Consider the following 13,841-nt stretch of genomic DNA (forward strand, 5'->3'; position numbering starts at 1 on the left):
ACGAAAATTATTAAATTATTTTAACATTACTTAAAAAGGTATTTTATGGCTAATTATTTTAATACATTAACTTTTATACAAAAATTAAAACACTTAAAAAAATGCCGATTTATGAGTCATAATGAATTTTCTGGTGGAATTAAAGCCTTATTATCTAAAAAAATAGCTATAATAGGTTGTGGATCTCAAGGATTAAATCAAGGTTTAAATATGAGAGACTCAGGTGTAAACATTTCATACGCTTTGCGTCGAGAATCTATTATTAACAAAAAAGAATCTTGGTCAAGAGCGACCCAGCACGGATTTGCTGTAGGAACTTATGAAGAAATTATTCCAACATCAGATATTATTATTAACTTAACTCCAGATAAAAACCACACAGCAGTAGTAAAAAAAATAGAGCCTTTAATGAAACATAGATCTGTATTAGGCTATTCACATGGATTTCATATTGTAGAGGTTGGAGAAAAAATTCGTCAAGATATCACTGTCATAATGGTTGCTCCAAAATGTCCTGGTACAGAGGTTCGTCAAGAGTATCAACGAGGATTTGGAGTACCTACCTTAATTGCCGTACATAAAGAAAACAATGCCTATAATATAGGTATGGAATTGGCAAAATCTTGGGCATTCGCACTTGGTAGCCATCGTGCTGGAGTATTAGAATCTTCATTTGTAGCAGAAGTTAAATCAGATCTTATGGGAGAACAAACTATTTTATGTGGAATGTTGCAAGCAGGATCAATTCTTTGTTTTGACTATATGATTAATAACGGTATTGATGCTGGGTACTCAGGAAAATTTATTCAATATGGTTGGGAAGTTATAACCGAAGCATTAAAGCAAGGAGGCATCACATTAATGATGGACCGATTATCTAATATTGCTAAAATACGTGCTTTTATATTATCTGAAAAATTAAAAAATATATTAAAACCAATTTTTGAAAAACATATGGAAAATATACTTAATGGAGTATTTTCTGAAGAAATGATGTCGGATTGGAAGAATAATGATTCTAAATTACTTGTTTGGAGAAAAGAAACCAGTAAACTTCCGTTAGAACAAGCACCAAACTATCAACAAGAGATTTTAGATCAAACATATTTTGATCATGGAATTTTAATGGTAGCCATAATAAAAGCAGGAGTAGAGCTATCTTTCGATACAATGATAAAAGCTGGTATAGCTCCAGAATCAGCATACTACGAATCATTACATGAATTACCTTTAATTGCAAATACTATAGCTCGAAAAAAATTATATGAAATGAACACAGTAATTTCCGACACTGCAGAATATGGTAATTATTTGTTTTGTAATGCAGTAGTACCTTTATTAAAGAAAACTATAATACCTAATTTAAAAAAAGGAGATTTAGGATCAGCGCCTGAAGAAATTAAAATAGATAATATTATTTTACGTAATACTAACGCAATGATTAGAAATCATGCAATAGAAAAAGTTGGAATTAAATTAAGAAGTCACATGAAAAACATAAAAAATTTACCATTTATTAATAACTAAAAAATCTAAACTGTAATCATATGTTGATTTCAAGTTATCTTATTATCAAAAAGGATCATTTAGCCGATCATCCAAATAAAATAAATACTTTTAAATAAAAATCACAGAAGTTAATATTACATAACTAATTATGTAAATAATAGTAAATACTAATTAATTTAAGATATTATATACTAAAACAAATAATTATTTTATATACGTATATTCTAATTAATAGAAACAAGTTATAAGGAGAATAAATGAATCATATAGTAAATTTGACAGATTCTAATTTTAAAGAAAAGGTATTAAACTCTATCAATCAAGAAAGTAAACCATTCTTGATTGATTTTTGGGCTGAATGGTGCAATCCCTGTAAAGCAATGATACCTATCCTAGAAGACATAGCTATGGAATTTCATGATAAACTAAAAATAGCAAAATTAAATATAGACAACAATCCAATCACTACTAAAAACTATGGTATTAGAAGCATTCCAACGTTATTGTTAATTCGCCATGGAACAGTATTATCCAGTAAAATAGGATTATTGTCTAAACAAAAATTACAAGAATTTTTAAAAAAATATATATAAACTTCACACTTATTATTTAATACTTGTAATTTTTAAAATTTATCTTATATGTTAGTAGACGTTTATTTAAGATTATAGTAGAATGAAGACCTGTTGTTCCGTAATTAATCATAAATATATGATTTTTTAGTAAAAATTAAACGCACAATCGTCATTGTAATAGTAATAATAGCGATTGTATAATGTAAATAAGATAGATTAAAATGTAGACATATTTTCTGGTATAGTCATGAAATTACTGGCGAATTTTTATAAACTTATTTCTCTATGAGAATCCGATAATAAGAGAAGTAGTATTTGATGGTTATATGCCTGTTTTTTGATGGTCTTTAATCTGGGTATATAATCACCAGCGCCATAATACTATAAAAGTAACAATTTTTATATTGTATTACACAATAAACCATTTCTCTTTAATACCAACGGTATTGTATACCTCCAATTTAAGAATCCATAATTATGAATCTTACAAAATTAAAAAACATACCAGTTTCTGAGTTAGTACACCTTGGGGAAAGTATGGGTCTAGAAAATTTAGCACGCATGCGTAAGCAAGATATTATTTTTGCTATTTTTAAACAACATGCTAAAACTGGAGAAGATATTTTTGGGGATGGCGTATTAGAGATCTTACAAGATGGTTTTGGGTTTCTTAGGTCTAGTGATAGCTCCTATCTTGCAGGTCCAGATGATATTTATGTATCTCCTAGCCAAATTCGTCGCTTTAACTTACGTACTGGAGATACTATTTCTGGGAAAATTAGACCTCCAAAAGAAGGTGAACGTTATTTTGCATTACTTAAAGTAAGCGATGTAAATTACGATAAACCTGAAAATGCGCGTAATAAAATTTTATTTGAAAATCTCACCCCATTACATGCCAATTCACGATTACGTATGGAGCGAGGGAACGGTTCTACGGAAGATCTAACCGCAAGAGTATTAGATTTAGCATCACCGATTGGACGTGGTCAACGAGGTTTAATCGTAGCACCCCCTAAAGCCGGAAAAACCATACTCTTACAAAATATTGCGCAAAGTATTAGTCACAACTATCCAGACTGTGTACTGATAGTACTTTTAATAGATGAACGCCCAGAAGAAGTTACTGAAATGCAACGCTTAGTTCACGGAGAAGTAATTGCATCTACTTTTGATGAACCAGCTTCTCGTCATGTACAAGTGTCCGAAATGGTAATTGAAAAAGCTAAGCGATTAGTAGAACACAAAAAAGATGTAATTATTTTATTAGATTCCATCACACGATTAGCTAGAGCCTATAATACTATTGTACCTTCATCTGGAAAAGTTTTAACAGGAGGAGTCGATGCCAACGCCTTGCATCGCCCAAAGCGTTTTTTTGGAGCTGCTCGTAATATGGAAGAAGGAGGAAGTTTAACTATTATAGCTACTGCTTTAATTGATACCGGGTCAAAAATGGATGAAGTAATTTATGAAGAATTTAAAGGAACTGGAAATATGGAGCTACATTTATCAAGAAAAATAGCTGAAAAACGTGTTTTCCCAGCAATTGATTATAATCGATCTGGAACTAGAAAAGAAGAATTGTTAACTACTCAAGATGAACTGCAAAAAATATGGATTTTACGTAAAATTATTCATCCAATGAGTGAAATTGACGCAATGGAATTTATGATGAATAAACTATCTATGACAAAAACTAATGATGAATTTTTTGATATGATGAAACGATGTTAATTTATTATAATAATTATGATTTATATATTAGAACGAGTTTTGAGAAATAAATTACCTACAATATTTTTATGTTAATCTATTTAACTAAATTTTACTACAAAACTTATTTAAGAGCTGTTGGAGCTTTTTATATTGTACATTATACTATGTAATATAATTCATGCATATATACAATCACTTATTTTAAAAAATATTAAAGTAACATAAAATAATATAAATTAAATTTTAAACATGTATTTATATATAAATAGTAATTTAATTAATTTTATCCTAATATAGGATATGGACATTTTATATTCTTTACTTTATCTTATTAAAATTCTTAAATAATATATAATTGTATTGCATAAATAATTTTTTAAAGAAACATATAAAACCTATAAAGTAAACTTTTTATTTTTATAGAATATTTATCTTTATGTCATTTTAATTAATAACATTCAATTAGATATTTTACATAAAATGACTACATGCGATTAATTAAATATATCTTTTTCGACATAAAGATAAATTAAACATATACGATACGCTGAATCAATGCGTCCGTAACTCAATTGGATAGAGTATTGTCCTCCGAAGACAAAGGTTTCAGGTTCAAATCCTGTCGGACGCATTGATTTATTAAAAATTTTATGAAAAAATTGAGATTGATCTGTGGTGATTGTAGCTCAGTCGGTAGAGCTCTGGATTGTGGTTCCAGCAGTCGTGGGTTCGAATCCCATCAATCACCCACATCACACATTTAATTAAAAGCAAAATAAAACCCGACACTAAACTAAGCGAAGGTGGCGGAATTGGCAGACGCACTAGCTTCAGGAGTTAGTGTCTTTATAAAGACGTGAGGGTTCAAACCCCTTCCTTCGCAAAAATGATTCTCATTATTTATGCATAATAAATCAGTTAATTATCAAACTCAGATATTAATAAATAGAAATACAAAATGCACAAAACCTACACAAAAATTTTATAAATTCTCGGCGAGTGGCGCAGCTTGGTAGCGCTCCTGGTTTGGGACCAGGAAGTCGGAGGTTCAAATCCTCTCTCGCCGATTCTCATAAACTACATAAGAATTTTAAAATATTTCTACTATTGTATTTCCTGAAATTCATATATTTTTAACTAAAACTAATTATTTTAATCTGAATCTAATATCCAGACCATAATATTAAGAGTTGTTAATTAAAACATGGACTAGTACATCATTGTTTGCCGAACATGCTATAATGATATCTGTCCAACCCAAACCTTTAGCTAATTTAGCTAAACGCAAACTTACCACTATAAGCCTACATCGTATTAGCCAAGATGTACGGTAAAATTTAGGAATTAAATAATACAACTGTTTTAGTATCTCTTCAGAAGTAACTACTACCGTTTTAATATTTAATTCTAATAACTTAGATGATTGCTCTTCTCCATTATACTTTAACAATTGTCTACGATAACATTCACAAGATAATACTAATGCACCTCTTTTCTGAAGAGTATCGTCCAAAACAGTACGTCCATTATTACCTCTCAAAATAAGAACACGTTTTCCATAACTATAAATTAATTCAGGTAGTTGCAATAAATTTTCACTTGTTTCTTTATCTTTAGGATATTTTGAAGTAATTCCTGATAATTTATACATCTTTATGCTAGTTGCACGACCAATGGAATAATATACTAATTTAGTAGGCCAAGATATTCCTATACTAAGTAACTGGTTATGAGCATACTTAATTGCATTCTGCGATACAATACATAGTAAATCTCCTTCAGAAAGTAGACTTAATCGTTGTTCCAGAAAGGACAACATTTCTCCTGCAGAAAAATAAATTAATGGTAAATGATGCGCGCATTTACCAACAGAAAGTAATTTACTTACTAGTTTCTCTCCATATGGAGATGGTCGAGTAATTAAAATGCTCATAATTAATTATATTAAATTTTATTGATATATATTTATCGCAAAATATGTTTGTTACTTTGTAAATTGGATCAATAAATCTTTAGCAAGAACATATCCCAGTTTTTCTGCTTGATCTAAAGGTGCTCGTCCTTCAGTACGAATAATTTTACTGCCATCAGGCAATCCAATAAGTGCACGCAACCATATTTTATCTTCTTCAATTTCAGCATAACTAGCAATTGGTAATTGACAATAACTTTCTAAATAAGTAGTAACGGCACGTTCTGCCTTAATACGTAATGAAGTTTCCCGATGATATAAAGGCGATAACAACGATAAAATATCGGTATCACCCAAACGACATTCTATAGCTATAGTACCCTGTCCCATAGCTGGTAATAGATCAGATGGATCGATGTAAGCACGAATATATTCACTTAATTTTAATCGATTCAGTCCAGCTACAGCTAAAATGATTGCATCATATTGATCATTCTGTAATTTTTTTAATCTAGTATCTATATTACCTCGTAAGTTATTTATTATTAAATCTGGACGTTGAGCACGTATTTGACATTGTCTACGTAAACTTGATGTGCCTATTGTACTACCAACAGGTAACGTATCTATATTAGAGTATTTTAAACTAACAAAAGCATCACGAGGATCATTTCGTTCACATAGAATTGGAAGCATTAACTCATCTGGTAAAGGTACTGTAATATCTTTCATAGAATGAACAGCAATATCAGCACGAAAATCTACCAATGCACATTCTAATTCTTTAATAAATGCACCTTTTTTAATTTTATTTTTTGGAACAGAATTTAAGAATTTATCTCCTGTTGTTACAATAGGTATTAACTTTATTTGTATAGTTGGATGATAACGCTTTAATGCATCACAAACATATTGAGATTGACAAATAGCCAGTCGACTTTTTCGAGTAGCAATTCTTAAAATTCTAGTATTCATCATTATAATTATGCTAAAAATGAAACATATAATGCTTTAATTAATTAATATATTTGCAATTATTTTAAAAATTAAATAGAAAAAATAACATACTGACCTTAAATTTTAATTCTATGTAACTTTAACATTTTAATATAGATTAATTAAAAGTATTAAATATAATTAATTATATAAAACAGATTCTTTCTTCATATTACTATCTGAAATATTTTAATATTACTACATTTACATTCAAAATTTTATATTCATATCTCTTTTTATCAATATTTATCGTAAAAAGCATATCATGACATTATTAAATATTATTTAGTACAAAACTAATTTACTTACTTGTATTGTAATACCTTAATTATTAATTAAGAATTAAAATAATATTTAAAATTTCTAAACATATTAATTATTAATATAAATATGACGCTACTATTGCCATTAATTTAAAAATTAATTCTATTTTTAAATTACTTAAAATATTATTAAATCTTATTTTACAAACTTAAAAAGACGCTCTATTTTAAATAACCATTATATTTTTATAAATTAATTTTAACATTTTTAATAAACGTATATTTTTATTAATTATTAAGATACAATCATGTTATTTTAAGTTTCATTAAATGAGAATTAAATTAATTTATAAAATTAGCGATATATATCAATCTTTATTTGTTGATATTATATGAGGTAAGTATGAGATTTTCAAAAATGCATGGATTAGGTAATGATTTTGTCATTGTAGATGCTATAACACAAAATATACATCTTACTTCTAAAAGCATAAAATATCTATCGAATCGATATTGTGGAATTGGATTTGACCAGTTGCTAATAGTAGAACCCCCTTATGATCCAAAAATAGACTTTCATTGCAGAATTTATAATGCAGATGGAACAGAAGTCAATCAATGCGGAAATGGTATTCGTTGTTTTGCGCAATTTGTTTACTTAAAAAAATTAACTAAAAAACGAAATATTCATATCAGCACTCGTACTCATCATGTAGTTCTATCTATAATGGATGACAATCGTATATCTGTCAATATGGGTTCGCCGATATTTGATCCAAAACTTATCCCATTTTATGCCGCACAATATCAAAAAACTTATATTTTATTTTTACCTACAGAAACAATATTATGTGGTATAGTATCTATGGGTAATCCTCATTGTGTCATTTTAGTTGAAAAAATAGAAACTGCCCAAGTTAACTCATTAGGATCAACATTAAAAAATCATCATTGCTTTCCAGAACAAGCCAATGTAAGTTTCATGCAGATTATTGATCGTAATAACATCCGATTACGAGTGTATGAGCGAGGTGTAGGAGAAACTCAAGCCTGTGGAACTGCCGCCTGTGCAGCTGTAGCTATAGGTATTCAGCAAGAATTGTTATATGAAACAGTAGAAGTAATATTACCTGGAGGTACTTTGTCTATAAATTGGAAAGGCATAGGAAATCCATTATATATGACTGGAGCAACATCATACGTATATGATGGTTATATCAATTTATAAATTCAGAATGCTATATAGCATAATATTGTTTTTAAAAAATATTTTAAAAATTTCATTTATCTAAGATATACAAAAATTTTTAGTACTTAAATTTTACTTAACATTTTATTTTAAATATATATACTTATTAATTGATAAAAATATAAATACTTCATCAATCAATACTGTAATTTATATTAAAGGTATAATTTATGCATTTTTATCGTATGTTACGCCCTATTCATGCTATAACTTTAGATTTAGATAATACATTGTACAGTAATTATTCGGTTATGAATCAAGCTGAAGAAAAAGCAGTATTATTTTTACAACAATATCATCCCGCGTTATCTAAAATACAAAAAACTGACTATTGCCGAGCACGTAAAATACTCAAAATTGTAGAACCAAACATTTACCATGACGTAAATTATTGGCGTTGGAAATCTTTAAAGATAACTTTGCTTCAGGCAGGATTAAATAAAAATGAGGCACAAGCAGGTGCTGATTTTGCTATGGAAATCATTATATATTGGCGCAATAAGATCGATATACCTATTAGTACTCATAACACATTATCCGCATTAAACGATAAGTGGCCATTAATTGCAATTACTAATGGCAATGCAAATCCTATTACCTGTGGGCTACAACCATATTTCCAATATATACTACGTGCTGGGATTAATGGGCGCGCTAAACCATACACAGATATGTATTATTTAGCTTCAAAACATTTTGGATTACCTTGTAAAAATATTTTACATGTAGGAGATGACTGGAAAACAGATGTGAAAGGAGCGATATACTCTGGAATGCAAGCTTGTTGGATAAATCAATACAATACAGATAAAGCAGACCAATTTTACTCAATAAATACAAAATTTTTTCCACATTTGAAAATTTCAAAGTTAATATCATTAACACACTTACTATAACATTAATAGTTATATTAATAACATACTTTATAGTAATTATTATAAACATATATTTCAATATTTTATGAATATTTCTAATATTCTTAGTCAACTCAATGATAAACAAAAAGAAGCAGTAACTTCTAATGACAAAAATATATTAGTATTATCTGGGGCCGGAAGCGGAAAAACTCGAGTATTAGTAAATCGTATTGCTTGGCTGCAATTAGTAAAAAAATATACACCATGGTCAATAATGGCGGTCACTTTTACAAATAAATCTGCTTTAATAATGCGTAATCGTGTTCAATCTATAATTGGTGTTCAAAACAAAAGTAATATATGGATTAGTACTTTTCATGGGTTAGCAAATCATTTGTTACGCACTCATTATATAAATGCAAATTTGCCAAAAGATTTTCAAATTATTGATAAGAATGATCAAATTCGACTTTTAAAACAACTAATACGTTCACTCAATTTAAATGAAAACAAATACAGTGTGCAGCAGGCTATGCACTATATTAATACAGAAAAAAATAAAATTTCAGATACTCAAAATACTAATATTGATAATAATTCAATAAAAATGACATGGATACAACTTTATCAAAAGTATCATGATATATGTCATCGTTCTGGATTAGTAGATTTTAATGAATTATTAAAACGCGCATATATGGTATGCCTAAATTATCCAAATATTTTGCATTATTATCAAAAACGATTTATTAATATTTTAGTAGATGAATTTCAAGATACTAATAAAATACAATATGATTGGTTATGCCTATTATCAGGAAAAAACAATAATTTAATGATTGTTGGAGATGATGATCAATCTATTTATGGTTGGAGAGGAGCGCAAATAAAAAATTTTCAAAGATTTTTAGAAGATTTTAAACATGTACGAATTATTACACTAGAACAAAATTATCGTTCTACTAACAATATTTTAAGAGCTGCTAACGCTCTTATTTGTAAAAATAATACACGTCTAAAAAAAAATCTGTGGACACGTGAAAATAAAGGAGATGCAATTTCTGTGTATTGCGCTCTTAATGAAACAGATGAAGCTTTATTTGTGGCAAACAATCTGATAAATTGGAAAAAAAAACATGGTTTACTCAACGAGTGCGCTATATTATATCGAAATAATTTTCAATCTCGTTTACTGGAAGAAATTCTATTAAAAAAAAACGTGCCTTATAAAATATATGGAGGAATAAAGTTTTTTGAACGTAAAGAAATTAAAGACATCATAGCTTATTTAAAATTTATTACTAATCAAAATAATAATATTGCTTATGTGCGAATAATTAATACACCTAATAGAGGGATTGGGCCGCGTACTTTAGAAATTATAAATAAATACGCTGCTTTAAATCATTTAAGTCTATGGGAAAGTAGCTTATTTATTTCAAACAAAAAGATTATTAAAGGAAAACCTGCTATTGCTCTAAACAAATTTATTATATTGATAGATTCATTAAAAAAACAGATTGTAACCACATTACCTTTGCACGAACAAATCGATTATATTATTAGAAAAATTGGATTATGGAATATATATGAAAAAAACACATCGATACCAACATATCATGAACATATACATAATATTCAAGAGTTGATTACAATGAGTAAACAATATAATATTCTATCAGAATCAACAACAAATGTGTCTCCGTTACAACAATTTTTGTCATATATTTCTTTAGAATTTGAAGAAAATCTCTCTGATTCATATGCAGATGCAGTTCAATTGATGACGCTACATGCTTCAAAAGGATTAGAATTTTCTCAAGTATTTATTGTAGGATTGGAAGAAGGAATATGTCCAAATTATATTGCTTTAACTAATAAAGAACTATTAGAAGAAGAACGTAGATTAATTTATGTTGGCATCACACGCGCTATGCATAAATTAACAATTAGTTATTCAGAAACTCGTCATGTCTATGGAAAAGAGATAATAATTCAATCACCGTCTAGATTTGTTAATGAATTGCCAATAGATTGTTTAGAAGTATCTTAATATTTCTTATCTAAAATACGTGCTACTATTTTTACAAATTTATATTTCTGTTGTATTAAATTTTCTGAAAGTTAACATCTTAATTCTATTAGATTATTATATAATGCAAATGTACCTATATTATTTTTATTTTCATTAAAAACTAAAAATATTGGCAGTCTTGTATACTTAGAAATAATCATACACACATCTAATCTATGTGAATTAGATTTATAATACTTTCACAATAAAAAATATTTACTTAATATTTAATTAACTATCATAATAATAATATTTATAATCAAATAAATAAGTTCCTACAAATTATTTAAATCATTATAAATATTTGATACTTATTAATACCCAACAACAGTTTTTGTAATTATTCTATTATAAAATATGTAATTACAAAAAATTATATAGAGGGAAATAACTATTTATTATCTAATTTTAATTATTATGATCTAATGTATTCTTGTTTTGTATCCGTTAAGGAAAAAATGATATATGTTTAACATATTTCAATTAAAAAATAATCATTTACTCCGTGTTAATGAAAAAGAAGAAATATCATTTTTAAACAACATTATTTGGGTGGATATAATAAATCCAAATAACGATGAATACGATTATATACAAAATATATTGCTTCACCAAAAAATAAACTTTTTTAAACTAAAAGATATCAACAAAACTATACGTTTTTTTAAAGACAAAAATGGGCTACATATCCGTTCTTTTTTCTTCTCATATAATGAAAAAGAACAAATAAATAACTCTATTGTGTCCTTTACCATATATAATGGATGCCTATTCACTTCACGAAAAGAAGAATTTCCAGCATTTTATACATATCAACAATATTTGCATAATCATTTGTTAATAGATGGAAATGCTTATGAATTATTATTAAATTTATTTGAAGTAAAAATTGAAGATCTAGCAAATAAAATAGAGAATATTTACTCCACTTTAGAAACGTTGAGTTTTGTTATTATGAATGGGCAACAAATTGATGAATATGAACATGCGCTTTCTGATTTAGCTGCATTAGAAAACATAGGCTGGAAGATTCGTGTTAATTTATTAGATTCTGAAAGAGCGATAAAATTTTTGATACGTAAAGTAAAACTGCCCGTATCACAACAACAATATGCCAATGAAATTTTAAGCGATATTACATTATTATTACCCCACAACGAATATGTATTTCATCAGATCAGTTCTTTAACCCAATCAGCAATGGGATTTATTAATATCGAGCAAAATAGAATCATAAAAATTTTTTCAGTGGTTTTTTTACCTCCAACTTTAATAGCATCTAGCTATGGAATGAATTTTGAATTTATGCCAGAATTGCAGTGGTCATTTGGTTACCCTAGCGCCATCATTTTGATGATTTTAGCAGGATTAGCTCCGTATATCTATTTTAAATATAAAAATTGGTTATAAATAATTAAAAACTACAGTAATACTATTTATAGAATTTTACAAATAAATACTAATCCAATAAACTTAAATATTTTTAAAATACATCTTCACAATATAACATTGTATTAAAAATAATTATAATGTTATTGAAAATTCATATAATAAATCAATATTTAAAATAATATCCATAATATATCGAATTTTTATTGATATCATATTGTAATTATTGGTGTATAATTATTGTTATTATACAAATTTTAATAAAACAATAAAGAGAGGTATAAATGTTTCGCATCGTTGCGTCTGATTTAGACGGCACCCTGCTAACACCAAATCACCGATTAACACCTTTCGCTAAAAAGATTCTGAAACTATTAACTGATCAGAAAATTCATTTTATTTTTGCTACCGGCCGACTTCACACAAATGTCATAGAAATCCGTAATAATTTAAAAATTAATTCTTACATGATTACTTCTAACGGAGCTAGAATACATAATGCTGATGGAAAATTAATTTCCTCTTATAATTTAGAGACAACAATTGTCTCTGACTTGCTAAATGTAGCACATTATGATACTGAAATTATTACTAATGTTTTCCAAAACGATCAGTGGTTAATCAATCGATTGATACCAAATCAAAATTATTTAATTAACGGATATGAATCTAATTATTATGTTTACAAAAAAAACACGCTATCTTTAGATAAGATTTGTAAAGTATATTTTACTAGTAATAATTATCAACGGTTATTATCTTTAGAAAAAGAATTAAAAACACGATGGAATCATCACGTTAACATTAGCTTTTCACTTCCGACATGCCTTGAAGTAATGCCAGGTGGGGTTTCTAAAGGCCATGCTTTAGCTCAAGTTGTTAAATCATTAGGATATCATCTTAAAGATTGCATTTCATTTGGTGATGGCATGAATGACCAAGAAATGTTATCAATGACAGGAAAAGGATGTATAATGAGTAATGCACAACAGCGACTAAAGGATACTCTTCCATTATTAGAAATTATTGGAAGTAACAAAGATGATGCAGTTCCCCACTATTTAAAACGTATTTATTTCGATAAGTTACCTAACATTTCCCTAATAAAATAGTTATTTTTAATAAATATTTTATGAAAACCTACAAATTTACATATTTAATATTATTATAAAAATACTAGTTTTATTAAGTTTATATCAAATCCAAACGATCTTATTTATGTCCATATTAATAAATACTCACTATTTTCTCTCGTTGAAAATAGTATCCTACATTAAAATTATAATTATGATTTAATC

At 27.6% G+C, this 13,841-nt stretch carries 10 protein-coding genes and 4 tRNA genes; 12 read left to right on the forward strand and 2 right to left on the reverse strand.

Going from position 1 to position 13,841, the window contains the following annotated elements:
* The first annotated feature begins 45 nt into the window (after nt 1-45).
* The 7 genes from ilvC to QMA81_02330 all read left to right on the forward strand — a co-directional run bounded on the left by ilvC (nt 46) and on the right by QMA81_02330 (nt 4,870).
* Nucleotides 46-1,527, forward strand: a complete 1,482-nt coding sequence (gene ilvC / locus QMA81_02300; protein WHL25120.1) for a ketol-acid reductoisomerase — start codon at nt 46-48, stop codon at nt 1,525-1,527.
* A gap of 239 nt (nt 1,528-1,766) precedes the next feature.
* Nucleotides 1,767-2,102: a thioredoxin gene (gene trxA, locus QMA81_02305; GenBank protein WHL25121.1), complete on the forward strand. Its 336-nt coding sequence runs from the start codon at nt 1,767-1,769 to the stop codon at nt 2,100-2,102.
* Nucleotides 2,103-2,561: 459 nt separating this feature from the next.
* Nucleotides 2,562-3,821, forward strand: a complete 1,260-nt coding sequence (rho, locus tag QMA81_02310) for a transcription termination factor Rho (protein ID WHL25122.1) — start codon at nt 2,562-2,564, stop codon at nt 3,819-3,821.
* 539 nt (nt 3,822-4,360) lie between these two features.
* Nucleotides 4,361-4,434 (forward strand) — tRNA-Arg (locus QMA81_02315).
* Nucleotides 4,435-4,478: 44 nt separating this feature from the next.
* Nucleotides 4,479-4,551: transfer RNA gene (locus QMA81_02320), tRNA-His, on the forward strand.
* 49 nt (nt 4,552-4,600) lie between these two features.
* Nucleotides 4,601-4,686, forward strand: a tRNA-Leu gene (locus tag QMA81_02325).
* 110 nt (nt 4,687-4,796) lie between these two features.
* Nucleotides 4,797-4,870 (forward strand) — tRNA-Pro (locus tag QMA81_02330).
* A 116-nt stretch (nt 4,871-4,986) separates the two neighbouring features.
* Here the strand turns inward: QMA81_02330 and hemD are convergent.
* Both hemD and hemC read right to left on the reverse strand, forming a co-directional pair.
* Nucleotides 4,987-5,736, reverse strand: coding sequence for a uroporphyrinogen-III synthase (gene hemD / locus QMA81_02335; GenBank protein ID WHL25123.1), 750 nt, complete (start codon nt 5,734-5,736; stop codon nt 4,987-4,989).
* Nucleotides 5,737-5,787: 51 nt separating this feature from the next.
* Entirely contained in the window at nt 5,788-6,690 is a 903-nt protein-coding gene (gene hemC, locus QMA81_02340; protein WHL25124.1) for a hydroxymethylbilane synthase, read from the reverse strand.
* Nucleotides 6,691-7,377: 687 nt separating this feature from the next.
* On the opposite strand from hemC, the gene dapF reads away from it, so the two are divergent.
* The 5 genes from dapF (at nt 7,378) to yigL (ending at nt 13,655) form a co-directional block, all read left to right on the forward strand.
* Nucleotides 7,378-8,202: a diaminopimelate epimerase gene (dapF, locus tag QMA81_02345; protein ID WHL25125.1), complete on the forward strand. Its 825-nt coding sequence runs from the start codon at nt 7,378-7,380 to the stop codon at nt 8,200-8,202.
* Nucleotides 8,203-8,393: 191 nt separating this feature from the next.
* Nucleotides 8,394-9,119, forward strand: a complete 726-nt coding sequence (gene yigB / locus QMA81_02350) for a 5-amino-6-(5-phospho-D-ribitylamino)uracil phosphatase YigB (protein WHL25126.1) — start codon at nt 8,394-8,396, stop codon at nt 9,117-9,119.
* A 64-nt stretch (nt 9,120-9,183) separates the two neighbouring features.
* A complete protein-coding gene (locus QMA81_02355) occupies nt 9,184-11,133 on the forward strand; it encodes a 3'-5' exonuclease (GenBank protein WHL25127.1) in 1,950 nt (649 codons plus the stop codon).
* A 486-nt stretch (nt 11,134-11,619) separates the two neighbouring features.
* Nucleotides 11,620-12,564: a magnesium/cobalt transporter CorA gene (gene corA / locus QMA81_02360; protein ID WHL25128.1), complete on the forward strand. Its 945-nt coding sequence runs from the start codon at nt 11,620-11,622 to the stop codon at nt 12,562-12,564.
* 263 nt (nt 12,565-12,827) lie between these two features.
* The gene (gene yigL, locus QMA81_02365; protein ID WHL25129.1) at nt 12,828-13,655 is read left to right on the forward strand and encodes a sugar/pyridoxal phosphate phosphatase YigL; all 828 of its coding nucleotides are present in this window, start codon (nt 12,828-12,830) and stop codon (nt 13,653-13,655) included.
* Nucleotides 13,656-13,841: the final 186 nt, after the last annotated feature.

The sequence above is a fragment of the Candidatus Blochmannia vicinus genome, from assembly GCA_030020825.1.
Taxonomy (GTDB): Bacteria; Pseudomonadota; Gammaproteobacteria; order Enterobacterales; family Enterobacteriaceae; genus Blochmanniella; species Blochmanniella vicinus_A.

Bases quoted from the DNA above. Each gene is read 5' to 3' on its own strand.
- ilvC (WHL25120.1), top strand. From the start codon at position 46: ATGGCTAATTATTTTAATACATTAACTTTTATACAAAAATTAAAACAC.
- trxA (WHL25121.1), top strand. From the start codon at position 1,767: ATGAATCATATAGTAAATTTGACAGATTCTAATTTTAAAGAAAAGGTA.
- rho (WHL25122.1), top strand. From the start codon at position 2,562: ATGAATCTTACAAAATTAAAAAACATACCAGTTTCTGAGTTAGTACAC.
- hemD (WHL25123.1), bottom strand. From the start codon at position 5,736: ATGAGCATTTTAATTACTCGACCATCTCCATATGGAGAGAAACTAGTA.
- hemC (WHL25124.1), bottom strand. From the start codon at position 6,690: ATGAATACTAGAATTTTAAGAATTGCTACTCGAAAAAGTCGACTGGCT.
- dapF (WHL25125.1), top strand. From the start codon at position 7,378: ATGAGATTTTCAAAAATGCATGGATTAGGTAATGATTTTGTCATTGTA.
- yigB (WHL25126.1), top strand. From the start codon at position 8,394: ATGCATTTTTATCGTATGTTACGCCCTATTCATGCTATAACTTTAGAT.
- QMA81_02355 (WHL25127.1), top strand. From the start codon at position 9,184: ATGAATATTTCTAATATTCTTAGTCAACTCAATGATAAACAAAAAGAA.
- corA (WHL25128.1), top strand. From the start codon at position 11,620: ATGTTTAACATATTTCAATTAAAAAATAATCATTTACTCCGTGTTAAT.
- yigL (WHL25129.1), top strand. From the start codon at position 12,828: ATGTTTCGCATCGTTGCGTCTGATTTAGACGGCACCCTGCTAACACCA.